18 protein-coding genes are annotated in these 23456 nt (G+C 66.9%); 8 read left to right on the top strand and 10 right to left on the bottom strand.

Going from position 1 to position 23456, the window contains the following annotated elements; all coding sequences use genetic code 11:
• Window positions 1-177: 177 nt before the first annotated feature.
• The 3 genes from AC6RIC_RS22855 (at window position 178) to ald (ending at window position 5728) form a co-directional block, all read left to right on the top strand.
• Window positions 178-1767, top strand: coding sequence for a glucan biosynthesis protein G (locus AC6RIC_RS22855; RefSeq protein WP_499734033.1), 1590 nt, complete (start codon window positions 178-180; stop codon window positions 1765-1767).
• A gap of 431 nt (window positions 1768-2198) precedes the next feature.
• Window positions 2199-4553: a xanthine dehydrogenase family protein molybdopterin-binding subunit gene (locus tag AC6RIC_RS22850; protein ID WP_499734032.1), complete on the top strand. Its 2355-nt coding sequence runs from the start codon at window positions 2199-2201 to the stop codon at window positions 4551-4553.
• A gap of 59 nt (window positions 4554-4612) precedes the next feature.
• Complete coding sequence (gene ald, locus AC6RIC_RS22845) at window positions 4613-5728, top strand: alanine dehydrogenase (protein ID WP_499734031.1); 1116 nt, start codon at window positions 4613-4615, stop codon at window positions 5726-5728.
• A gap of 33 nt (window positions 5729-5761) precedes the next feature.
• Here the strand turns inward: ald and AC6RIC_RS22840 are convergent, their stop codons facing one another.
• The 3 genes from AC6RIC_RS22840 to AC6RIC_RS22830 form a co-directional block, all read right to left on the bottom strand.
• On the bottom strand, window positions 5762-7153 hold the full coding sequence (locus AC6RIC_RS22840) for an amidase (RefSeq protein WP_499734030.1): 1392 nt from the start codon (window positions 7151-7153) through the stop codon (window positions 5762-5764).
• Window positions 7154-7209: 56 nt separating this feature from the next.
• Entirely contained in the window at window positions 7210-8649 is a 1440-nt protein-coding gene (locus tag AC6RIC_RS22835; RefSeq protein WP_499734029.1) for an aldehyde dehydrogenase family protein, read from the bottom strand.
• Window positions 8650-8799: 150 nt separating this feature from the next.
• Complete coding sequence (locus AC6RIC_RS22830; RefSeq protein WP_499734028.1) at window positions 8800-9693, bottom strand: DMT family transporter; 894 nt, start codon at window positions 9691-9693, stop codon at window positions 8800-8802.
• A 466-nt stretch (window positions 9694-10159) separates the two neighbouring features.
• Here AC6RIC_RS22830 and AC6RIC_RS22825 point away from each other — a divergent pair, with 466 nt between their 5' ends.
• The 3 genes from AC6RIC_RS22825 to AC6RIC_RS22815 all read left to right on the top strand — a co-directional run bounded on the left by AC6RIC_RS22825 (window position 10160) and on the right by AC6RIC_RS22815 (window position 13960).
• A complete protein-coding gene (locus AC6RIC_RS22825; RefSeq protein ID WP_499734027.1) occupies window positions 10160-11686 on the top strand; it encodes a M81 family metallopeptidase in 1527 nt (508 codons plus the stop codon).
• Window positions 11687-11801: 115 nt separating this feature from the next.
• Complete coding sequence (locus AC6RIC_RS22820; RefSeq protein ID WP_499734026.1) at window positions 11802-13271, top strand: protein adenylyltransferase SelO; 1470 nt, start codon at window positions 11802-11804, stop codon at window positions 13269-13271.
• Between the two features lie 23 nt (window positions 13272-13294).
• Entirely contained in the window at window positions 13295-13960 is a 666-nt protein-coding gene (locus AC6RIC_RS22815; RefSeq protein WP_499734025.1) for an alpha/beta hydrolase family protein, read from the top strand.
• A 12-nt stretch (window positions 13961-13972) separates the two neighbouring features.
• On the opposite strand, the gene AC6RIC_RS22810 is transcribed toward AC6RIC_RS22815, so the two are convergent.
• The 5 genes from AC6RIC_RS22810 to AC6RIC_RS22790 form a co-directional block, all read right to left on the bottom strand.
• Window positions 13973-14332 carry a carboxymuconolactone decarboxylase family protein gene (locus tag AC6RIC_RS22810; RefSeq protein WP_454659050.1) on the bottom strand — a complete coding sequence of 120 codons (360 nt, stop codon included), beginning with the start codon at window positions 14330-14332 and terminating at the stop codon, window positions 13973-13975.
• A 155-nt stretch (window positions 14333-14487) separates the two neighbouring features.
• Window positions 14488-15360, bottom strand: a complete 873-nt coding sequence (locus AC6RIC_RS22805) for an ABC transporter permease (RefSeq protein ID WP_499734024.1) — start codon at window positions 15358-15360, stop codon at window positions 14488-14490.
• A 14-nt stretch (window positions 15361-15374) separates the two neighbouring features.
• Window positions 15375-16316, bottom strand: coding sequence for an ABC transporter permease (locus AC6RIC_RS22800; RefSeq protein WP_454658277.1), 942 nt, complete (start codon window positions 16314-16316; stop codon window positions 15375-15377).
• Between the two features lie 189 nt (window positions 16317-16505).
• Window positions 16506-18023 (bottom strand): ABC transporter substrate-binding protein, encoded by a 1518-nt coding sequence (locus tag AC6RIC_RS22795; RefSeq protein ID WP_499734023.1) that lies wholly within the window; start codon window positions 18021-18023, stop codon window positions 16506-16508.
• Between the two features lie 38 nt (window positions 18024-18061).
• A complete protein-coding gene (locus AC6RIC_RS22790; protein WP_499734022.1) occupies window positions 18062-19891 on the bottom strand; it encodes a gamma-glutamyltransferase family protein in 1830 nt (609 codons plus the stop codon).
• Window positions 19892-20074: 183 nt separating this feature from the next.
• On the opposite strand from AC6RIC_RS22790, the gene AC6RIC_RS22785 reads away from it, so the two are divergent.
• Together AC6RIC_RS22785 and AC6RIC_RS22780 are read left to right on the top strand one after the other, a co-directional pair.
• Window positions 20075-20809 carry a GntR family transcriptional regulator gene (locus AC6RIC_RS22785; RefSeq protein ID WP_499734021.1) on the top strand — a complete coding sequence of 245 codons (735 nt, stop codon included), beginning with the start codon at window positions 20075-20077 and terminating at the stop codon, window positions 20807-20809.
• Window positions 20810-20823: 14 nt separating this feature from the next.
• Window positions 20824-21225, top strand: a complete 402-nt coding sequence (locus tag AC6RIC_RS22780; protein ID WP_499734020.1) for a YybH family protein — start codon at window positions 20824-20826, stop codon at window positions 21223-21225.
• Between the two features lie 72 nt (window positions 21226-21297).
• On the opposite strand, the gene AC6RIC_RS22775 is transcribed toward AC6RIC_RS22780, so the two are convergent.
• Together AC6RIC_RS22775 and AC6RIC_RS22770 are read right to left on the bottom strand one after the other, a co-directional pair.
• Entirely contained in the window at window positions 21298-22686 is a 1389-nt protein-coding gene (locus AC6RIC_RS22775; RefSeq protein WP_499734019.1) for an amidase, read from the bottom strand.
• Window positions 22687-22694: 8 nt separating this feature from the next.
• Window positions 22695-23447, bottom strand: a complete 753-nt coding sequence (locus tag AC6RIC_RS22770) for an SDR family NAD(P)-dependent oxidoreductase (protein WP_499734018.1) — start codon at window positions 23445-23447, stop codon at window positions 22695-22697.
• Window positions 23448-23456 lie beyond the last annotated feature (9 nt).

Raw genomic sequence — 23456 nt, 5'->3', positions numbered from 1 at the left:
GCGCTCCGTCCCGCCGACGCCCACCTTTAAGGAGGTAGTGTGAACTTGTCGACCCGTTCCGCCGACGGGGCCCCGCTCATGGCCCGATCTTCCTCTTCAGCCCGCCACATGCTCATGCGGCTGCTGGACCGGTGCTGGCAGGCCCGGAGCAGGTCCGGTTTCGCACGGCTCGGCCTGGTGTTCGGCTTGCTCGCCGTTGCGGCGTTCGCCGGACCATCGGCTTTCGCGCAGCAGCGCCCGAAATTCGGGCTCGACGACGTGGTCGCCAAGGCGAAGGCGCTGGCGGATGCGGCCTATGTCGCGCCGGTCAGCAACCTGCCTGATGTCTTCAGCAAGATGCAGTTCGCCGACTACCAGAAGATGCAGCCGAAGCGCGATCGCTTCGCCTGGATGGAGCACAAGACGCCGTTCAAGCTCGCCTTCTACCATCAGGGCATGCAGTTCAACACGCCGGTGAAGATCAGCGAGATCGTCGACGGCGCGGCTCATGAAATCCCCTATGATTCCGGGCGCTTCGACTTCGCTGACCTGCATTTCGACCGCGAGGCTACAGCCAAGCTCGGCTGGGCCGGCTTCCGCGTGGTCTACCCGATCAACCAGGCCGGCAAGCTCGACGAGATCATGAGCGTGCTCGGCGCGAGCTATTTCCGCGTCATCGGCAAGAACCAGATCTACGGCCTGTCCGGGCGCGGGCTGGCGATCGATACCGGCCTGCCGATCGCCGAAGAGTTCCCCGCCTTCCGCGAGTTCTGGCTGCGCCGCCCGAAGCCGAAGGACAAGCACCTGACCTTCTACGCGCTGATGGATTCGGTGCGGGCATCCGGCGCTTATGAATTCACGCTGACGCCGGGCGCCGACGCTGTCCTGAGCGTCAAGTCGCGGGTCTTCCTGCGACGGGACGCTTCGCCGACGACGCTCGGCATCGCGCCCTTGACCAGCATGTTCCTCTTCGGCCCGCAGCAGCCGTCGCCGACGCCGAATTTCCGCCCCGCGATCCACGACTCCAACGGATTGGCCGTGCGCGGCGGCAATGGCGAATGGATCTGGCGCCCGCTCGTCAATCCCTCGATGGTCACGATCAGCGACATCGCCGCGGAAAACCCGAAGGGCTTCGGACTTCTCCAGCGCGGGCGCGACTTCTCGCGCTACGAGGACCTGAAGGATCGCTACGACCTGCGCCCGAGCGCCTGGATCGAGCCGACCAACGACTGGGGCAAGGGCAATGTCCGCCTCGTCGAGATTCCGACCGCCGACGAGACCAACGACAATATCGTCACGCTCTGGGTGCCGGACGTCAGGCCCCCGTTCGGCGAGCCGATGCGATTCGACTACCGGATGCACTGGACGATGGACGAGCCGGCCCTGATGAAAGGCGACATCTCGCATGTCTGGCAGACCATGCGTTCGAGCGGCGAGTTCTACCAGTCCAACCTGATCCGCGCCGGCGATGGCACGCTGGCCTTCCTGGTCGATTTCAAGGGGCCTTCGCTGCGCAAGCTCCCGAAGGATGCCCGGCCCACGGCCGTGGTCGGCGCCAACGACAATGTCGAGATCGTCGGCACCGAGTTGCAGCCCAACCCGGCCATCCAGGGCTGGCGCCTGAGCTACCGGATCAAGATCAAGAATCCGGCGGTCTCCTCCGATCTCGATGCCGTGCTCAAGCTCGGCGACCGGACACTGACCGAAACCTGGAAGTTCAGGCTGCCGCCGTCGCAGGCGGCGACGAACAAGGGAGCCTATCTCAACCGCTTCAAGGCGATGGAGTAGCCGCGCGCCTGCCGGTTGCTAGCGGAGGCGGGGTTAGACGATCCCGCGCCGTACCTCGGCCGCGGCAGCTTCCGCGCGATGGCCCCTTTGCGACGAGCGCGCCCGCGATCGGGCGCCTCGGCATCTTGGCAGGCCGTGAACGAGCGGTCCTCTCCCCATTTTGGGGCCTGCCATGCCGTTCAGTCGATGAGTTCGAGGGCCTCGTCACCAACGGGCGCGCCTTTGCTCGCCGAAACAGACCTTGGTCGGGCTACCTCACGGTCAATGGAGCTATGTCGCCGGCACAGGCGCCAATCGGCGCGAGGATGCCTATGATCACCGCGCTCGGGCCTGTCTCTGAAAGACGAGGTGGTGCCGGAGAGGCCGAAGCGCTCCTTGCTGACCCGCTCAGGGTCACCGCTGCGGCCGTCATGCGACTGTGGTGCCTTGCGATGAACATGCATGTTTCCAAGCCCGGCCGCTTGGCCGATCGCGCTGCCGGCATCGGCCAGTCGCTCCCCCGTAAGGAGGATGCGACCCTCGTACGGGGCGAGGGGCGCTATACCGATGATCTCGCGCTGGACGGCCAGCTCTACGCCGCCTTCGTCCGCAGCCCGTATGCGCATGGCGCCATTCGGGGCATCGACACGGCAGATGCCAAGGCGATGAAGGGTGTCGTCGCGATCTACACGGCCGTGGACCTCGATGGGCAGGGCTATGGCGCGCTGAAATGCGCGGTGGATCTGCCGAACCGCGACGGAACCACGATGAGGAAGCCGGTCCGGCACGCGCTGACGGCGGACAAGGTGCGCTTCGTCGGAGACCCCGTCGCGATGGTCGTCGCCCGCACGCCGCAGCAGGCGCGCGATGCCGCCGAGGTCGTCTCGCTCGATATCGACATCCTGCCGGCGGTCACCTCGGCCGAGGCCGCGCTCGCGCCCGATGCGCCCGAGCTTTTCGACGACGTGCCTGGCAATCTGATCCTCGATTATCATTTCGGCGATGCCGGCAAGGTCGCTGAAGCCTTTGCTGGGGCCGCTCATGTCGCCAAGGTGCGGATCGTCAACAACCGCATCATCGTGAACCCGCTCGAGCCGCGCGCCGCGATCGGCACCTACGATCGCAAGACGAAGCGCTACACGCTGCATGCCCCGAGCCAGGGCGCCTTCGGCATGCGCAACAACCTGGCGGCGGCGATGGGCGTGCCGCAGGAGCGGATGCATCTGATCACCGGCCATGTCGGTGGCTCCTTCGGCATGAAGTCGGCGGTCTTCCCGGAATATGTCGTGCTGCTGCATGCCGCGCGCCTCCTCAAGAAGCCGGTGAAATGGGCCGACCAGCGCTCCGAGAGCTTCGTCTCCGACCATCACGGCCGCGACATGGTATTCGAGGCCGAGCTGGCCCTCGATGCACGCGGGCGCTTCCTTGCGACGCGCTTCACCGGCTTTGGCAATATGGGCGGCTATCTCACCCAGCCCGGCCCGCTGATGGCGACGCTGAACATCGGCAAGAACAGCGTCGGGATGTACCGTACGCCGCTGGTCGAGGTGCAGACGCGCTGCGCCGTCACCAACACCGTGCCGATCGCCGCCTATCGCGGGGCCGGGCGCCCGGAGGGCAACTATTTCATGGAGCGGCTGATCGACACCGCCGCCCGCGAGATGGGGATCGACCGGGCCGTCATCCGTAGCCGCAACCTCATCGCGCCCGCGCAACTGCCGTGGAAGACGCCGATCGGGACGGTCTACGACAGCGGCGATTTCCCGGCGCTCTTCGCCAGGGCGCTGGAGGCGGCCGACTGGAAGGGCTACCGGGCGCGCGAGCGCGCCAGCCGCAAGGCCGGCAAGCTGCGCGGCCGCGGCATCGGCTGTTACCTCGAGGTCACGGCCCCGCCGACCAACGAGATGGGCGGCATCCATTTCGAGGCGGACGGATCGGTCACCATCGTCACCGGCACGCTCGATTACGGGCAGGGCCACTGGACGCCTTTCGCGCAGGTCCTGACCAGCCATCTCGGCGTGCCCTTCGACAAGATCAAGCTCGTGCAGGGCGACAGCGACCGCCTGATCGCGGGCGGCGGTACCGGCGGCTCGAAATCGATCATGGCGAGCGGTTCGGCGATCATCGAGGCGAGCGAGCGCGTCATCGAGAAGGGCAAGCTCCTGAGCGCGCATGTCCTCGAAGCGAGCGCCGCCGATATCGAGTTCACCGACGGCCGCTTCGCCATCGCCGGAACCGATCGCTCGATCGGCATCATGGAACTCGCCCGGAGGCTGCAGGCGGGCGTGTCGCTACCGGATGACCTGCCCAGGACGCTCGATGTCGATCACGTCTTCAAGGCGGCGCCCTCGGCCTATCCCAATGGCTGCCACATCGCCGAGGTCGAGATCGACCCCGACACCGGCCATGTCGAGATCGCGAGCTATGTCATGGTCAACGACTTCGGCGTGCTGGTGAACCCGATGATCGTCGAAGGGCAGCTCCATGGCGGCGTCGTGCAGGGCATCGGCCAGGCGCTCTGCGAGATGACCTCCTATGACGAGGACGGCCAGCTCAGGACCGGCTCCTACATGGACTATGCCATGCCGCGGGCTGCCGATGTGCCGTTCTTCACCTTCATCAGCGAGGGCGTGCCGACCCGCACCAACCCGGTCGGCGCCAAGGGCTGTGGCGAGGCCGGCTGCGCCGGCTCGCTCCCTTCGGTGATGAATGCGATCGTCGATGCCCTCTCGCCGCATGGCGTGCGCCATATCGACATGCCGGCGACGCCGCAGACAATCTGGAGGGCAATTCACGCCAAGGCCTGACATCGCGCCGGCACTGGCGCAGGATCGCAGTATTCCAACGATAACGGGGGGAGGAAGTGATGCGCGTCGGTGTGCCCAAGGAGATCAAGGTTCACGAATACCGGGTCGGGCTGACCCCGGAGGCTGTGCGCGAATATGCGGCAGCCGGCCATGAGGTTCTCGTCGAGACCGGCGCCGGGGCCGGCATTTCCGCGCCCGACAGCGCCTACGAGGCCGCGGGCGCCAGTATCGCCGCGAACGCCTCGGAGGTCTTCGCCAGGGCCGAGCTGGTCGTGAAGGTGAAGGAGCCGCAGCCCTCCGAATGGGTGCAGCTTCGCAAGGGGCAGATCCTGTTCACCTATCTCCATCTCGCGCCGGATCCGGAACAGACGGAAGGCCTTCTCAAATCCGGCGTGACGGCGGTCGCCTACGAGACCGTGACCGATAAGGCGGGCGGCCTGCCATTGCTCGCTCCGATGAGCGAGGTCGCCGGGCGGCTCGCGATCGAGGCCGCGGGCCGCTGCCTCCAGCGGCATGCCGGTGGCCGCGGCGTGCTGATCGGCGGCGTGCCCGGCGTGCCGCCGGCGCGCATCGCCATCATCGGCGGCGGCGTCGTCGGTACCCATGCGGCGCGGATGGCGGCCGGCCTCGGCGCCGATGTCGTGATCCTCGACCGCTCTCTGCCGCGGCTGCGGCAACTCGACGAGCATTTCAGCGGCAGGGCGCGCACGCGCTTCTCCACGCTGCACGCGATCGAGGAGGAGATTCTTGCCGCTGATGTCGTGATCGGCGCGGTGCTCATCCCAGGCGCGGCGGCGCCGCGCCTGGTCTCACGCGCACAGCTTTCCCGGATGAAGCGTGGCGCGGTTCTCGTCGACGTCGCCATCGACCAGGGCGGCTGCTTCGAGACCTCACGCCCGACGACACATGCGGACCCGACCTTCGAGGTCGATGGCGTGATCCATTACTGTGTCGCCAATATGCCGGGCGCCGTGCCGCTGACGTCGAGCTATGCGCTGAACAACGCCACGTTGCCCTTCGGCCTGGCACTGGCCGCGCATGGTCTGGATGCGATTCGCAGCGACCCGCATCTCGCGGCCGGGCTGAATGTCCACCGCGGCCGGATCACCAATGCTCAGGTCGCGGAGAGCCTGCGCCAATCCTACGAGCCTGCTCAGACAGCGTTGGCTGCCTGAGTCGTTCTCTGCGGGGTCGGAAGTGGCCGGGGCTCAGTCCGAGAGCTTCGGCCACGGCCGCGACGGCGCGCGCATCTCCTCGAAGGCGCGCGCGAGGCGCAGCACGCCGAGATCGTCGAAGGATTGGCCGATGATCTGGAGGCCGATCGGCAGCCCGCCGCTGGAATAGCCGCAATTGATCGACACGGCCGGCTGGCCACCCATATTGGCCGAAACCGTGAAGGCGATATGCTCGAAGGGCCGCTGCGGGTCGTTGAGTGGCGAGGCCCATTCCGCCGGATAGGACGGCTCAGGCGCTGTCGGCGAGATGATGAAATCGACGTCCTTGAGCGCTGTATGCAGCGCGTTGCGCATCGCGTCGATCTGGGCGAAGCCGGAATAGACATCGCCGCCGGAGAAGTCCTTGGCGGTCACGATCCAGTTGAAGATATAGGGCAGGATCTTGGCCTGCTGCTCGGGCGGGAGCCGCGAGACGTCCTCATAGCCGCGTGCCCGCCAGAAGCGGTCGAGCCCGTCGATCATGGTGCGGGTCAGGAAGGGCTGGATCGGCACGATGGTCGCGCCGGCATCGGCGAGCAGCGCGGCGGCGCCCTGAACGGCTGTGAGCGTCTCTGCGCCGGCCTCCTGTCCGAACCCCGCTTCCAGCCACAGCCCGATCTTCAACCCCTTCACCGAGCCCGCCAGGTTGAGCCAGTCGATCTCCTGATAGGGCAGGGCCATCGTGTCGCGCCGGTCCGGTTTGGTCAGCACGGACATGTAGAGGGCGGTGTCGCCAACGGTGCGCGTCATCGGCCCGGCGGCGCGCCCGATGAAGGGCGGATCGATAGGCAGGCGCCCGGCTGAGGGCTTCAGGCCGACGAGGCCGCACCAGCCGGCCGGCAAGCGGATCGAGCCGCCGATATCGGTGCCGATATGCAGCGGGCCATAGCCGGCTGCTGCCGCAGCTCCCGCTCCGGCGCTGGAGCCGCCGGGATTGGTCGAGAGGTCCCAGGGATTGCGCGCCAGCTTGTGGAAGCTCGACAGGCCGGAGGAGAGCATGCCGTAATCGGGCATGGTCGTCTTGGCGAGGAGTACGCCGCCCGCTTCCCGCGTGCGCGCCGCCGGGGGCGCGTCGGCGGCTGCCGGCACGAGCGTCACGGCCGCGGTGCCTAAGGGAACCGGCGTGCCCTTCGTCGCGATGTTCTCCTTGATCGTGACTGGCACGCCATCGATCGCGCCGATCGGTTGGCCCTTCATCCAGCGCGCTTCGGATTGCCGGGCGCTTTCGCGCGCAGCCTCCGGATCATAGGCCCAGAGCGCATTGAGCTGCGGCTCCCAGGCATCGATGCGCGCGATCACGGCATCGACGACTTCGACGGGCGAAAGCCTGCGGGCGCGATAGGCTTCGACGAGAGCGACGGCAGTCAGATCGGCAAGTTCGGTCATGGGGCAGCTCTCGTCAGGTCCGGTATTCCAACAGGGGGAGGTCTCGCCGAACGGCCCTAGCCGTGGAAGATCGAGATCGTCTTCATGCTGGCGAAGCCATAGAGGGCTTCAAAGCCCTTCTCGCGGCCATGGCCCGATTTCTTGACGCCGCCGAAGGGCAGTTCCACGCCGCCACCGGCTCCGTAGTTGTTGATGAAGACCTGGCCGGCCTGCGCGGCGCGCGCCATGCGCAGCTGGCGGCCGCCATCGCTCGTCCAGATGCCGCAGACCAGCCCGTAGGGCGTGCCGTTGGCGAGCGCCAGCGCCTCCTCCTCGGTGTCGAAGGGCATGATCACCTGCACGGGGCCGAAGATCTCCTCCTGCGCCAGCTTGTGATCGGGCGGCACGTCGCGCAGCAGGGTCGGAGCGACATAGGCGCCCTCGGCGGGAGCGTCCGGGACGATCGTCCCCTGCGCCGCGACCTTCAGGCCGTCCTTGCGGGCGACGCTAAGGAAATCCTCGACGATGGCCTTCTGGCGCTGCGAGACGACCGGGCCGACGGAGAGATCGGATTCGGCCGGCCCGACCTTGAGAGCCCGATACCGCTCGCTCATCCGCGCGATCACGTCCTCATAGACCGGGCGCTCGACGAGAATGCGCGAGGAGGCCGAGCAGGTCTGGCCGGCATTCTGGATGCCGGCATTGACGAGGAAAGGCACGGCGCGGTCGAGATCGGCATCGGCGAAGACGACCTGGGCCGATTTGCCGCCGAGCTCCAGCGTTACCGGCACGGCGTTGCGGGCGGCGGCGGCCTGCACCATCTCGCCGGTCCGGGCCGAGCCGGTGAAGGAGATGTGGTTGATGTCGGTGTGTTCGGACAGGGCCGCGCCGGCTTCTGCGCCAAAGCCGGTGACGATGTTCAGCGCCCCGGCCGGCAGCCCGGCCTCCTGCGCGATCCCAGCGAATTCGAGGATGGTGAGGCAGGCTTCCTCCGCCGGCTTGACCACGGCGGCGTTGCCCATGGCCAGCGCCGCGCCGAGGCTGCGCCCGAGGATCTGCATGGGATAGTTCCAGGGGATGATGTGCCCGGTGACGCCATGCGGCTCGTAGATCGTCAGGACGGTGAAGCCGTTCTGGTAGGGGATGGTGTCGCCATGCACCTTGTCGGCGGAGGCGCCGTAGAATTCGAGATAGCGCGCGAGCGCGACGACATCGGCCCGCGCCTGCGTCAAGGGCTTGCCGACATCGCGCGCCTCGATCTCGGTCAGACGGTCGATGTTCTCGAGCACGCCGGTCGCGATCCGGCTGAGGATACGGCCGCGCTCCGTCGCAGTCAGGCGGCCCCATTCGCCGGACAGAGCTTGCCGGGCGGCGGCGACCGCCAGGTCGACATCCTCGCGCCGACCGCGCGCCAGCTTTGCAAGGACCTGGCCCGTCGAAGGATTGCGGACGTCGATATGCTCGCCGTCCACGGCATCGCGCCATTCGTTGGCGATGAAATTGCGGTAGGTCTTCACGTCGGGCCTCGATCGTCGTCTGTGGTCGGCGGCGTCTCCAAGCGGGCAGCCGTCGTATGGCTGAGAGCCCGCGCAAGGCGCTCGGCGTCGTTGGGCTTGTGGTATCCCGGATACGAGTCCTGTCAATATCGCCCGGTGGCGAGCCTCCCCTCAGCGGCGCTCATGGCTGCGCCTGAGTTCGGAGAGCGTGTACCAGAGCACCGCCGCTAGGATCACGGTGCCGCCGATCATGGTGGCGACCGGCGGCTGCTCGGAAAACAGCAGCCAGACCCAGACGGGGGTCATGACGACTTCGGTGGTGCCGATCAGGGCCGACTCGGCTGGTGGCAGGTGTCGCGCACCCATGATGAACAGCACGAGCGCGATCGAGAAATTCGTCGCGCCGAAGGCCGCCAGCACCAAGAGGTTATGGCCATCGAGCGAGCCTCCCGAGCTGAACGGCGCGAAAAGCAGGAAGGCGAGCACCGAGCTGATGAAGATCGGCGGCATGGCCGGCAGCTCCGGGTCCAGGCGCGGAACGACGATGACCACTGCGAATGTCACCGTCATCAGCAGGGCGAGCAGGTCGCCGATCACCCTGCCGGCGCCCATCGACGCCGAGATGATGATGCTGACGCCGATGAGGCAGACCAGTCCCGCCACCATCGCGCGCCATGCGATAGGCTCCTTCAGGATCAGCCAGCCCATGATCGCTGCGATGAAGGGCGCGGTCGCGTAGATCACCGCCACATTCGCCACGCTGGTCGTGTAGTAGGCGCCGATGAAGGCGGACTGGCTGATCGTCTGGCAGGCGATCAGGGCAAGGCCGGCGGGGGCGAAGGTCTTCTTCCACTGCCGCCGCGTTCCCGCACCACCGAACAGCACCATCGGAACGATCAGGAAGATCGCGGCGAACAGCGAACGCCAGGCGATCGCGGTCCAGGCATCCGTCGTCAGCAGGCGCGCATAGATGCCGCTGGCGCTCCAGGCGACGGTCGCGGCGAAGACGAGCAGGACGCCGCGGGAATGAGCGGTCGATGAAGATGGCTTGGTCGTCAAATTCACACGCGAGGCAGGGTCAGGGCAGCGGGAAGCCACAGCGGGCCGGCAGCCCTTCGTCAATGGCTTTGCCCTGCGGCGGGTGCCGGCCCCCCAAGGCAAAAAAGGCCGGCATCCTGTAAAGGAGCCGGCCAAGTGGAAACCGATGGCACGGGGGCCAAAAGGTCTCGAGGGGAACGGGGACGGCAAGGCTCCGCGGGGAGGAGAAAGCGGAGGGGCCGTCGACCGCATCCGGGATATGGGTCGCCTCGGCGCGATCTCAACGCCCGGATGGCTCAGCCCACCTATGCGTTGAGCTCACGCCTCCGGGGAAGCATCGGCTCCAGCGAGGGGCGGCCCTGCGTTCAGGGCAGGGCCAAGGCGCTTGCCCCTGTTATTTTCGCCATTCTAGGATCGACGGATTGGGATCGCAGCGGCGCTGCCTGTGCGGCATTCCCCTCCGTTTCGCTCAATCCTACGACGTAAGGCCGCCGTGACACATTCCAAGCTTCGTATCGCCGTTCTTCAGTTCTCCCACGAGACGGTCACTTTCCTCCCCAATGACACGACGAGGGAGGATTTCATCTACCCCGGCTCTCCGGCTTCCGGCGAAGCGCTTCTTGCCACCGATCCCAAGGGCTATATGGGCGGCTTCGTCCAGGTGGCGCGTGAATTCGAGGATGTCGAGCTCATCGGCATCACCTCGCCGCTCTGGCCGCGCACCGGAACCGGCTCGGGCTGGGTGACCGAGGATGCCTATGAGCATTTCATGGGCATCATGATCGAAGAGCTGAAGGCGCAGCCCGATCTCGACGGCGTCTATCTCGCGCTGCACGGGGCACTCGCGGTGCGCGGCGTGCCGCGGCCGGAGGCCGACATCGCCCGGCGCGTGCGCGAGGCCGTGGGCAAGAAGGCCTTCATCACCGCGACCTTCGATCCGCACGGCAACGAGGATGAGGAGTTCCTCGCGCAGGCCGACATGGCGTTCTGCGTGAAGTATTTCCCGCATTACGACATGCATCTGCAGGGCGAGCGCGCCGCGCGCATGCTGGTCCGGGCAATCCGCGGCAGCTTCAAGCCGGTGCATCGCACCCTGCGCATCCCGATCATCGCGCCGACCGTGGTGATGTGGACCGGCGCCTCGCCCTGGTCCGATCTGATCCAGCGTGCGCTGATCTGGGAGGCGCGCGAGCCGGATGTCTTCGTCAACGTGTTCTTCGGCTTCCCCTGGTCGGACGTTCCCGATGCCGGCATGTCGCTGCAGGTGCTGACCAACAACGATCCGGCTCTGGCCGAGCGCGTCCTTCGCGACATGGCGGAATGGACCTGGCGCCGGCGCCAGGCGCTGCTCGACACCGTCAAGATCTACAAGACGAAGGAGGCGGTCGCCGAGGCCCGCGCCGCGGTGGCGGAAGGCAAGGGGCCCGTCCTCCTCGCCGATTACAGCGATCGTTCCGGCTATGCGACCTGGCTGCTCCAGGAGATCGTCGCGCAGAAGCTCGAACGCACGCTGGTCGCGACCGTCGCCTCGCCGGATGTGGTGCGTTCCGTGATCGCGTCCGGGGCGAAGCCGGGCGATACCTTCGATGCCGAGATCGGCGGTCTCTTCGATGAATCGGCCGGGGCGCCCATCCGCATCACCGGCAAGCTGCGCTCCATCGGGCCGGCGACGACCGCGCGCGGCAACGGCAAGGACTGGATCTGCGTCGAATTCGGCAAGGGCAACCTGCTGGTGCTCAGCCCCTATCTCGTCCAGATCATCGAACCTTCGGAACTCTGGCAGCTCGGGCTTGCACCGGACGAGTTCGACGTGATCGCGATCAAGTCGCGGGTCCATTTCCGCCGGGGCTTCGACGATAGCGGCTTCACGCCGACGATCCTGCTGGTCGAGCCGCCCGAGCCCTTCATGGGCACGGTCCATCTCGACGCGCTGACTTACGAGAACCTGACCCTGACGGACTACTACCCCTATGGCAGCCCGAGCTTCCCGCCGGCGGACTGGGACAAGTCGTCCGGCTGACGGGAAGCCGGGCGGGTCGTCCGGCTGGCGGTGGCACGCCCATGCGGTCTGATCGCATGGGCGGCTGCCTGAGCCTGCGTGTTGCGCGGCCGCGTTCCGCGCCTATCTTCGAGCGATGAACCCGATCGCCTTCGACAATTCCTATGCGCGCCTGCCGGAGCGCTTCTACGCGGCGGTCGCCCCGACGCCGGTCGCGGCGCCGCGGCTGATCCGGTTGAACGCTCCGCTTGCAGCGCAGCTCGGACTCGACCCCGACTGGCTGAAGGGGCCGGAGGGCGTGGCGATGCTGTCCGGCAACGGTATGCCGGCCGGGGCCGCTTCGATCGCCACCGCCTATGCCGGTCATCAATTCGGCGGCTTCAGCCCCCAGCTCGGCGACGGCCGCGCCATCCTGCTCGGCGAGGTGGTCGACCGCGACGGCAAGCGCCATGATCTTCAGCTCAAGGGTGCGGGGCCGACCCCGTTCTCGCGCCGGGGGGACGGTCGCGCCGCGCTCGGGCCGGTCCTGCGCGAATACATCGTCAGCGAGGCGATGGCGGTGCTCGGCATTCCGACGACGCGCGCGCTCGCCGCTGTCCTGACCGGCGAACCCGTCCTGCGCGAAACCCTGCTGCCCGGCGCCGTCCTGACCCGCGTCGCCTCCAGCCATATCCGCATCGGCACCTTCCAGTATTTCGCCGCACGCGGCGATGTCGAGGCCTTGCGCCTCCTCGCAGACCACGTCATTGCGCGCCATTATCCTGCCTGCACAGGGGAGGGGCGCTACCTCGCCTTGCTGGAGGCGGTGGTCGCCGCGCAGGCATCGCTGATCGCGCAATGGATGACGATCGGCTTCATCCACGGCGTGATGAACACGGACAACATGTCGATCGCCGGTGAGACCATCGATTACGGTCCCTGCGCCTTCATGGACGCCTATCACCCGACGACCGTTTTCAGCTCGATCGACGAGCATGGCCGCTACGCCTATGCGAACCAGCCGCCGATCGCGCGCTGGAACCTCACCCGCTTTGCCGAGACGCTGCTGCCGCTGCTGGCCGACGATATCGACAAGGCCGTGCCGATCGCGCAAGGAGCGCTCGACCGGTTCGATCCGCAATTCCAGGCACATCTGATCGCGGGTTTCCGCCGGAAGCTCGGCCTCGCCACGGAGGAAGAGGCGGATGTCGCGCTCATCAAGGGCCTGCTCGATGCGATGCAGGCCGGCGAAGCCGATTTCACGCTGGTCTTCCGGCGGCTGAGCGAGGAGGCCGGGCAGGACCGCGCCGAATCCTGCCGCAACCTCTTCAAGGACCCGGCGGCCTTCGACGCATGGGAGGGTCTCTGGCGTCAGCGCCTGCAGCGGGAGCCCGCATCCGCGGAGGCCCGTCGGGATGCGATGTTGCGCATCAATCCGCTGTACATCCCGCGAAACCATCAGGTCGAAGCGGTGATCGAGGCCGCCGTCGAACAGGGCGATTTCGCGCCCTTTGAAGCTCTCGTCGGCGTCCTGGCGAAGCCTTTCGAGGCGCAGCCGGGCCGAGAAGATTACGAGCGTCCGCCAGCCGTGCATGAGCGCGTGCTGGCGACGTTCTGCGGGACATAAGCGGTTCGAGGCAGGGCAGCGCGATGTTTCTGTTCGACGGCCCCGACAAGGCCGATGTGACCATTCTCCTCGCCCATGGCGCCGGGGCCCCGATGGATTCGCCATCGATGACGGCGTCCGCAAGGGCGTTGGCCGGGGCCGGCTTCCGTGTCGCCCGCTTCGAGTTCGATTACATGGCGGCGCGCCGCAGCGGGACCGGCCGCACGCCGCCTCCGCGCGCCGAGAAGCTGAACCCGCAATACCTCGCGGCCATCGACGCGCTGGGTGCCGCGGGAACGCTCATCATCGGCGGCAAGTCGATGGGTGGCCGCGTCGCCAGCATGGTCGCTGACGAGCTGTTCGAAAACGGCCGGATCGACGGCCTGCTTTGCCTCGGCTACCCCTTCCACCCGCCCGGCAAGCCCGAGCAATTGCGGACCGGGCATCTGGTCGATCTGAAGACCCCGACGCTCATCGTGCAGGGAACGCGGGATGAGTTCGGCACCCGGGATGAAGTCTCGACCTATCGGCTTTCACCGGCGATCGATATCCTCTGGCTGGAAGATGGCGACCACGACCTGAAGCCCCGGAAGCGGGTATCCGGCTTTTCAGCCGCCGATCATCTCGCGACGATGGCCGAGGCGGTTTCCGCCTGGGCCATGCGCCTCGATGCGCCATCCCGCGCGGGGCAGGATGGCGGGCGGCCATAGGCCCGGCCCAGCTTACTCCGCTGCTGCGGAATTGCGCGCTGCGGTCTGTTCGAAGCAGTCGAGCGTGCGTGCCGAATAGACGAGAGCCGCGCCCGCATTCATCGCGATGGCAACGCCGAGCGCCTCGGAGATTTCCTCCTTGGTCACCCCGGCCCTGATGGCGGCTTCGACATGGCTGGTGATGCAGCCATCGCAGCGGGTGGTCACGGCCACCGCGAGCGAGATCAGCTCCCGCGTGCGGGCGTCGAGATGCTGCGTCTTCGCCGCGCCGGCACTGAGCGCGGCATAGCCCTTGAGCGCATCGGGCGCAGCCTTGCCGAAATCGCCGACGCGCAGCTTCAGCTCCGTCCGATAACCCGTCCAGTCCAGCATCGTCATGTTCTCCCGACAAACGGCCGTCCATATTGAGCCGGCCCGAGCCCATTGTTAGGTGCGCCGATCCCTCGGAGCCAGATGACCGCGGCGCTTTCGCACGGTCTTGTCTCGGCCTCTGCCGGATCGCTGGTCTGGCAAGGGAGGGCGGCCGTTCAGCGCGCCCGTGGATCGAGGGCGTCTCTGAGGCCGTCGCCAAGCAGATTGAACGACAGGACCGTCGCGAAGATGGCGATGCCCGGCCAGAGCGCCATCCAGGGCGCGTTGCTGAGGAAGCGCTGCGCCGAGTTCAGCATCGAACCCCAGGACGGCGCTGGCGGCTGAAGGCCGAGGCCGAGGAAGGACATGCTGGCTTCCGCGATGATCGCCATCGCGATGGTCAGCGTCGCCTGGACCATGAGCTGAGGCAGGATGTTCGGCAGGATATGCCGCGCCGCGACGCGCCAGCGCGGATTGCCCATGGCGCGTGCGGCCTCGACATAATCCTCGCCCTTGATCGACAGCACCTGGCCACGCGTCAGGCGGATGAAGAACGGCGTGGCGGTGATGCCGATCGCCAGCATCGCATTCGTCAGGCTCGGGCCCAGGAAGGCGGCGAGCGCGATCGCGAGGATGAGGAACGGGCAAGCCAGCATCGCATCGGTGAAGCGGCTGATGAGGCCGTCGACGAAGCCGCCGAGAAAGCCCGCGGCGAGCCCGAGCGGCACGCCGATCGCCATGGCGATGCCGACCGAGGTGAGGCCGGCCATCAGGGAAGCTCGCGCGCCCCAGATGATGCGGGACAGGATGTCGCGGCCGGCTTCGTCGGTTCCGAACCAATGCGCTGCGGAGGGAGCCTTGCGCACGGCCGTCCAGCTCTGCGCGGTCGGGTCGTAGGGCGCCAGCAGCGGCGCGAACACGGCCACGAACACCATGAGCAGCACGACCGCCAGCCCGACCAGCGCGCTCTTGCGCTTCGCCAGACGCTGCCAGAGCGGGTCACGGAAGAGGTTCGCCAGGGGATTGGCCGAGGGGGTGGTTTTCGTCATCGTCAACACAGGCGTCAGCTTCTCAGTCTCGGGTTGACGAGGATGTATCCGATGTCGGCCAGCAGATTGAGGATGATGTAGAAGAGCGAGGTCACGAGCACGACACCCTGCACCACCGGATAGTCTCGGGTGAAGACCGCATCGACGATCAGCTTGCCGAAGCCCGGGATCGTGAAGATCTGCTCGGTCAGCACCGCGCCGGACAGAAGCGCGCCGAACTCCAGCGCGCCCAGCGTGATGATCGGCGTCAGCGCGTTGCGCATCGCGTGCTTGAGCACCACGGTCCGTTCGTTCAACCCCTTGGCGCGCGCGGTGCGGACATAGTCGCTGCTGAGCGCCTGCAGCATCGCGCCGCGGGTATGGCGCATGATCACGCCCGCGATCCCGGTGCCGAGCACGAAGGCGGGCATGATCGTGGTGGCGAGGTTCATCTTCAGGTCCTCCGACGGGCTGACGAAGCCGGAAGCCGGCAGCCAGCCGAGATAGACCGAGAAGAACAGGATCAGCATGATGCCGAGCCAGAAGTTGGGAACCGAAATGCCGGCGAGCGACGCGATGTTGGTCGCATAGTCGATCGTGCTGTTATGGCGCAGGGCCGAGATCACGCCGGCCGAGATGCCGACCACGAGCGCGATGCAGATGCCCATGACCGCCAGTTGCAGCGTCACCGGCAGCTTGAGCAGGATCAGGTCGAGAACCGGACGGTTATGGCGCATGGATTCGCCGAGATCGCCGGTCGCGACGCCCTTCAGCCAGTAGAGGTACTGGACGATCAGCGGCTGATCGAGATGGTACTGGGCGCGGATGGCGGCGAGCGTCGCCTCGTCCGGATTCTCGCCGGCGAGCACCAGCGCCGGATCGCCGGGCAGGAGATGCTGCAACGAAAAGATGATGATCGACAGCAGCAGGACTGTCGGAACGAGCTGCGCGAGGCGGCGGGCGATCAGTGTCGTCATAGTTCAGCGGCCCGTCATGTTCAGGCGAACGGCTCCGGCTTCGGGAGCGGGGCGCAACCTTGCGAGCATTGGCAGAGGCATTTCATGGATGAGGCGATGTCGGAGGCGGTCATGGCGGCCCCGGGCGCGAATGCGTCCGGGGCCTGAATGGATCGGGGATGGCGTGTTCATCGCGGCCCCGGTGCCGGGTCAGTTCTTGCGGCTGACATTGGTCAGGCGGATGATGCCGTCCGGCGCCGGCTTGAAGCCGGTGAGCGCCGAGCTGTGCGCGAAGATCCACTGCGAGTGGTAGAGATAGACGATCGGCAGATCCTTCTGCAGGATCGCGATGGCCTTGGCGTACTCGGCCTTGCGCGCCTCGACATCACCGAGCGAGCGGGCCTTCGCCAGTATCGTGTCGAGCTGCTCGTTGCAGTACTTGGCGTCGTTCGTCGCGGCGCCGCAGGAGAGCATCGGCGTGACGTTGAGGTCGGGGTCGACGCGGCCGCTCCAGCCGACGAGATGGGCCTGGAACTTGCCCTGCCGGGCGATGTCGAGCAGCGTCATCAGCTCGGTCGGCTTGATCGAGACCTTGATGCCGATCTCCTGCACCATCGCCTGGATGAGCTGGGCGACCTGCTGGCGCTCGGCGTCGGTGGGGACGAGCAGTTCGAGGTCGACCGACTTCACGCCGGCCTCGGCCATCTTCTTCTTCGCGGCGGCCAGATCACGGGCCGGAACCGGGAACTTCTTGTCGTAGAAGGGGCTGGACGGCGGGAACGGCTGGTTGCCGGTGCTGGCCTGGCCGTCGAAGACGACGTTGCTGATCGCCTGGCGATCGATCGCGAGGCTGAAGGCTTCACGGATCGCGGCCTTCTTGCCGGCGTCGAGATTGGCGCCGTCGCCGCCGATGCTGAAGGTGATGCCGTAATAGCCGAGGCCGATCACAGGATCGACGGCGAGCGCCTTGTCCTTCTTGACCGCTTCGACATCCGTCGCCGAGAGGCGCTCGATCAGGTCGAGCTGGCGGGAGCGCAGGTTGAGCAGGCGGACGTTGGAATCCGGCATGCCGCGATAGATCAGGCGATCGAAATGATATTTCGCCGCATCGTAGTATTGCGGGAATTTCTCGAGGACGATGCGGTCCTGGATGACGCGCTCCAGGAACTTGTAGGGACCCGAGCAGACCGGCGCATCGGTGAACTTGTCGCCGAGCTTGGCGCCCGCCGCCGGGCTGATGATCATGCCGGCGCGATCGCTGAGCGCGGCGAGCAGCGGAACCGAAGGCTCCTTGAGGCTGATCTTGACGGTGGTCGCGTCGACGGCTTCGACGGTCTTGATCGCGCTGATCTCGGCCTTGCGGCGCGAGATGCCGGAGGTGAGCGCACGCTCCAGATTGTACTTGATCGCCGCGGCGTCCACCGGCGTCCCGTCATGGAAGACCGCGTCCTTGCGCAGCTTCAGGGTCAGCACCGTGCTGTCCGGGCTCCATTCCCAGCTTTCCGCCAGCATCGGGATGATTTTGCCGCTCGTGTCGATGTCGACGATCTTGTCGCAGAGCGACTGCAGGACGTGACGGCCGACGAAGCTCCAGTTGGACACCGGATCGAGCGTATCCGGATCGTCCTGCAGGCCGATCTTGAGGACGGACTGAGCGCTGGCGGGAGCCGCCGTCGCGAGGTTACCGAGCGCCAGGGCTGCGGCGAGAGCAAGAAAAGCTGGTTTCATCGATAGTCCCCTCTTCTGTGTTGGTGTGCCCGGCGCGGTCAGCGGGCGACCGCATAACCCTGGATGCCGCGCGGGTTGGCGCCGGCCTTGATCAGTTGCACGTCGCCGTCCATCTCGCGCGCGACCGCCGAGAGGCGCCCTTCGGACCAGGCGTCTCCGACCGTGATCTTGTGTCCCCGCGCCGTCAGGTCTTCGCGAACCGCTTCCGGGAAGCGGGATTCGAGCGTGACGGCACCATGGCTGATTTCGCGCGGCCAGAAGGAGCTTGCCAGATGGTCCGTGTGGAAGGACGGGGCATCGATCGCTTCCTGGAGGTTCATGCCCTTGTGGAGGTGGCGCAGCAGCATGATCAGCTGCCACTGATCCTGCTGGTCGCCGCCGGGCGTGCCGAAGGCCATGTAGGGCTTGCCGTCGCGATAGACCATCGAGGGCGTCAGCGTCGTGCGCGGCCGCTTCGACGGCGCCAGGGTGGAATTCAGCCCCTCTTCCAGCCAGAACATCTGCGCGCGGGTCGTCAGGCTGAAGCCGAGGCCCGGAATGACGGGACTGGACTGGAACCAGCCGCCGGACGGCGTCGCTGAGACCATGTTGCCCCAGCGGTCGACGGCGCTGACCTGCACGGTGTCGCCACGCTGCGCGCCTTCGCGGGTCAAGGCCGGCTCGCCCTGCCTGTCGTTCGGCAGCTTGGCCTCGCGGACGGTCGGCTCGCCGCCGCCAAGGCCCGGCTGCGCGATCGTACCGACCTTGCGCAGCGGCGGGAGGTTGGGATTGCGGCCGTCAGGAGCGCCGGGAAGGACGTCCATCGACGCCGAGCCGGTGATCAGCGCCCGCCGGATATCGGCATAGCCGGAGGACAGCAGCGCCTTCATCGGCACGTCGGAGCTGTCGCCATACCAGGAGTCGCGGTCGGCCATCGCGAGCTTGGCGGTCTCGACGACGAGATGGACGAAATCGGCGCTCATCGGATCGAGATCGGCGATATCGGTGCCCTTGAGGATCTGCAGCATCTGCAGCAGGACGGGTCCCTGGGACCACGGTCCGCATTTGAAGACCTCGCAGTCGCCATAGGTCACGGAGACCGGCTTCTCGATCAGCGGCTGATAATCAGCCATGTCCTGGGCCGTGATCAGGCCCTTGTGGCGGCGCCCCGAAACGTCCCAGACCTCCTCGGACGCGCAGAATTCCTCGATCCGCTCGGCGACCGGCCCGCGATACCAGAAATCGAGAGCCGCATTGATGCGCGCTTCCCGATTCTTGCCGGATTTCGCGTGGTCGAGGATCTGCTGGTAGAGCGCCGCGATCTGCGGATTGCGGAACAGCTTGCCGGACTGGGGAGCGACGCCGCCTGGCAGATAGAGCTCGGCCGAGCTCGGCCAGTGGGTTTCGAAAAGCTCCCGCATTTCCCCGATCGTCCGGGCGATGCGCGGCACCAGCGGATGGCCCGTGCGGGCATAATAGATCGCCGGTGCCAGCACGTCCTCGAGCTCGGCCGTGCCGTAGTCGCGCAGCAGGGTCAGCCAGGCGCCGAAGGCGCCGGGAATGCAGGCGGCCAGCAGGCCGGTGCCCGGAATGATGTCGAGGCCGAGGCCCTTGAAATAGGCGACGGTCGCCTTGGAGGGAGAGGGGCCCTGGCCGGAGATCACGATCGGCGCGTCGGCGCCGGCCGGCGTGACGATGATCGGCACTTCGCCGGCGGGGCCGTTGAGATGCGGCTCGACGATCTGCAGCACGAAGCCGGTCGCGACCGCGGCGTCGAAGGCCGTGTGCCCTTTTTCCAGGATGGACATGCCGACGGTCGAAGCGAGCCAGTGCGTCGAGGATACCGCCCCGAATGTGCCCCTGAGTTCCGGTCGCGTCGTGAATGTCATGGCAGGTCCTCAACTCCAGCCGTTTGCGCCCCCGAGAAGGCGCCGAAGAGGCCGGATATCGCGCGAGAGAGTTTAGGCAGGCCTCAGAAAGCCGCGCTGCAGGACGTGCACGGCGGCACCTTTTTGTATATTCTTTGTCCACAATGCAATAGGATTGTGTAATCTTCAGGCTCGATCGCGACGGTGGTCTCTGGAATGGCTGACATACGAGCAGAGAGGCGATCGATGTCGGAGATATCCGCTTCCACGCGGAAAAGTCGTAGCGATTTCATCGCTGAACAGCTGGAAGAGGCTGTCATCAACGGCGTGTTTCCAGCCGGCTCGCGGCTCGACGAGGCATCCATCGCCCTCCAGTTCGGCGTCTCGCGCACACCTGTCCGCGAAGCATTGCATATCCTGTGCGGGCGGGGGTGGGCTGAGCGCGAACCCTTCAAGGGCGTGGTCGTCACGCAGATTTCCGCCGAGCGCATCGACGAGATGTTCGAGGCGATGGCCGAGCTTGAGGCGACATGCGGCCGGTTGGCCTCGCATCGGATGACGATGAGCGAGCGCGGTGAGCTCGAAAGCCTGCACCGCCAGATGAACGTGCTCGCCGAAGAGGGCGAGAATGACGGCTACAACGAGCTCAACACGCGGTTCCACAACCTGCTTTTCCAGGGCAGCCACAACAGCGACCTGATCGCCGTCGCCCAGACCCTGCGGCTGAAACTGGCGCCGTTCCGCAAGTTTCAGCTCAAGGACAAGGGGCGGATCAAACAGTCCTGCCGCGAGCACCAGCAGATTGTCGACGCGATCCTGGACCAGGACGCCAAGGCCGCGGAAAGCGCGCTGCGCCGCCATCTCGTCTCGGCCGCGCAGGAAGTCCTGACCCGACGGCAGCGACAGGAAGACGAAACCGTCTCCGTAACGACCCCCTGAAAGGCAGATTCGAAATGTCCGATGCAACGGATGCGGATGCCATCCGCACAGTGATCTCCACCATGCAGGCCGCCTGGAATCGCGGGGACTTCCATGGCTACATGGCGGGGTTCGCCAATCCCGATGTGGTCTTCGTCTCGCGCGGGCGCATCCAGAAGGATTGGCAGGCGACGCTTGACCATTACATTGCCGACTATGGCGGTTCGCCCGGCTCGCAAGGAGAACTCGCCTTCACGAATATCCGCATCGAGACGCTGGCGCCGGATGCCGCCCAACTCATCAGCGACTACAGGCTGGTGCGCGTCGCCGGCAATCAGACCGGCGTCAACACGCGTCTGATGCGCAAGCGCGACGGCAAATGGGTCATCGCGCTCAACCACGTTTCCCAGATCGAGGATCGGTCCGTCACAGGTTGAGGCGGGAGACAGGGCTCGCGAGCCGTGGAAGAGCGCCTCGCGGCCATTCGGTTTGGGGCAGGAGCCGGTCGCCTAACGAGGCGGCGCGCCCAGGACGCTTTCTAGTTGCGCCGCAGCATCGAGAAGATATCGATCGGCATGCCAGCTCGCGACGAGCTGAAGGCCGATCGGTAGCCCTTCCTCGCTGCGACCGCATGGCAGCGACAATGCCGGATGGCCCGTCAGGTTGAACGGGAAGGTATAGGGATACCAGGCGCCGCGGATCGTCCCGGCCGGCTTGCCTGCGATATCGATCTGGCCCAGCGGATCGAGCCCGACCGGCAGCGCCGGCGCCGACAGGGTCGGCGAGGCGATCAGGTCGAAGCGCGCTAGGATGTCCTGCACTTTCGCGAAACAATCCGTCCGTGCGAACTGGGCCTGGCAGAGATCGGCTGCGCTGTAGCCGCGGCCGGCATCGATCGTGGCCAGCAGCGTCGGATCGAGCTTCTCCGGTGTCTTCTCGGCATGACCCCCGAGGCGGGCCAGCAGCAGGGAGCGCAGGAAGACGAGGAAATGCGGCTCCAGTGAAACGAGATCGAGGTCGATTGGCTCAACGATCCAGCCGAGCCCTTCCGCCTGCTTCATGGCCGCGGTGACCGCCGTCTCGACCTCAGGATCGAGGATGTTGCCGCAGCGCAGGAGGAAGCCGACCCGCGGTTTCTCGCCCGCACCGAGTCGGCGTTCCGGGAAGGCCGGAACCTGGCCGTAAGGGTCGCGCCGGTCGGGACCGAGAAGCGCCTCGAACATTAACGCGGTGTCCGCGATATCGCGTGCCATCGGCCCGACGAAGGAATTGGCTCCGAAGAGGTCCGGGGCCTGGAGATTCGGGATCGCCCCCAGCGTCGCCTTCAGGCCCACGACACCGCAGCACGCGGCAGGGATGCGGATCGAGCCGCCGCCATCCGTGCCGAGCGCGAGCTGCCCCATGCCGGCTGCTACAGCAACCGCCGCGCCGCCCGAGGAGCCGCCGCAGGTATGGGCGTGGCTCATCGGATTGAGCGTGCGGCCGAAGAAGGGGCCCTCGGTGAAAGGCTTGTGGCCGAATTCCGGCGTCGTGGTCTTGCCGATCAGAATCGCGCCTGCAGTCCGCGCGCGGGCGACCGCGACCGCATCGGCCTTCGGGACGTTGTCCGCGAACAGGGCCGCGCCCTGCGTCGTCGCGACGCCTTCGGTATTGGTGAGGTCCTTGGCCGAGAACGGGATGCCGTGGAGGGAGCCCAGCGTCTCGCCGCGCATTACCTTGGCTTCGGCGGCCTGCGCCTCGGCGCGCGCCCGCTCGGCCGAGACCGCCATGAAGGCGTTGAGTTCGGCCTTTTCCTCGATACGGGCGAGCGCGGCCTCGACGGCCTCGACCGGCGAGACGGCTTTCGAGCGGATCGCGGCAGCGAGGGCGACGGCGGAAAGATCGGCGATGGCGGTCATGGCTGTCCTCAGATCATCCAGCGGCCGCCGTCGATCAGCAGTGTCTGGCCGGTGACGTAGCGGGCGTCCTCGCTGGCGAGGAAAGCGACGCAGCCGGCGACATCCTCCGGGTCGGCGATGAAACCGGCCGGGGTCGTCGCCTTGATGCGCTCGATCACGGCCGGCGTCAGCCGGTCATGGGCGCGGGTGTGGATGGCGCCCGGCGCGACTGCGTTGACGGTGACGCGATGCGGCGCGAGCTCGCGCGCCAGTGAGCGGGTGAAGCCGATGATGCCCATCTTGGCGGCGGCATAGTCGGTGAGGCCGGCGTCGCCGACGAGGGCTGCATCGCTCGACATGTTGACGATTCGCCCGCCGCGCTCGCGCATTGCCGGCACGACGAGCCGGCTCATCCGCATCGCCGTGAACAAGGAAACCTCCAGCACGAAGCGCCAGACCTCCTCGTCCGACTCGTGGAACTGCGCGGCGCGTTCGCGTCCGCTCTGGCCGACATTGTTGAAGAGGATGTCCACCGGCCCGAAGGCCGCGACGGTGCGGGCGTGGAAATCGGCGAGCACGGCCGCATCGGTGCAGTCGCCGGCCACGGTCAGGAGGCGGTCGGCCGGCTGGCCGGCGAAGCTTTCCGCGAAACCGTCGGCCTCGCGATCGATCACTGCGACACTTGCGCCCTCGGCGAGGAAGCGGCGGGCCGTGGCCGCACCGATGCCATGGGCCGCGCCGGTGATGGCGACGGTCTTGGCCGTGAAGCGTGCGCTCGTCATGGCCGGCTC

The sequence above is a fragment of the Allobosea sp. TBD101 genome (assembly GCF_059817965.1).
This window is presented reverse-complemented; position numbering and strand designations above follow the sequence as displayed.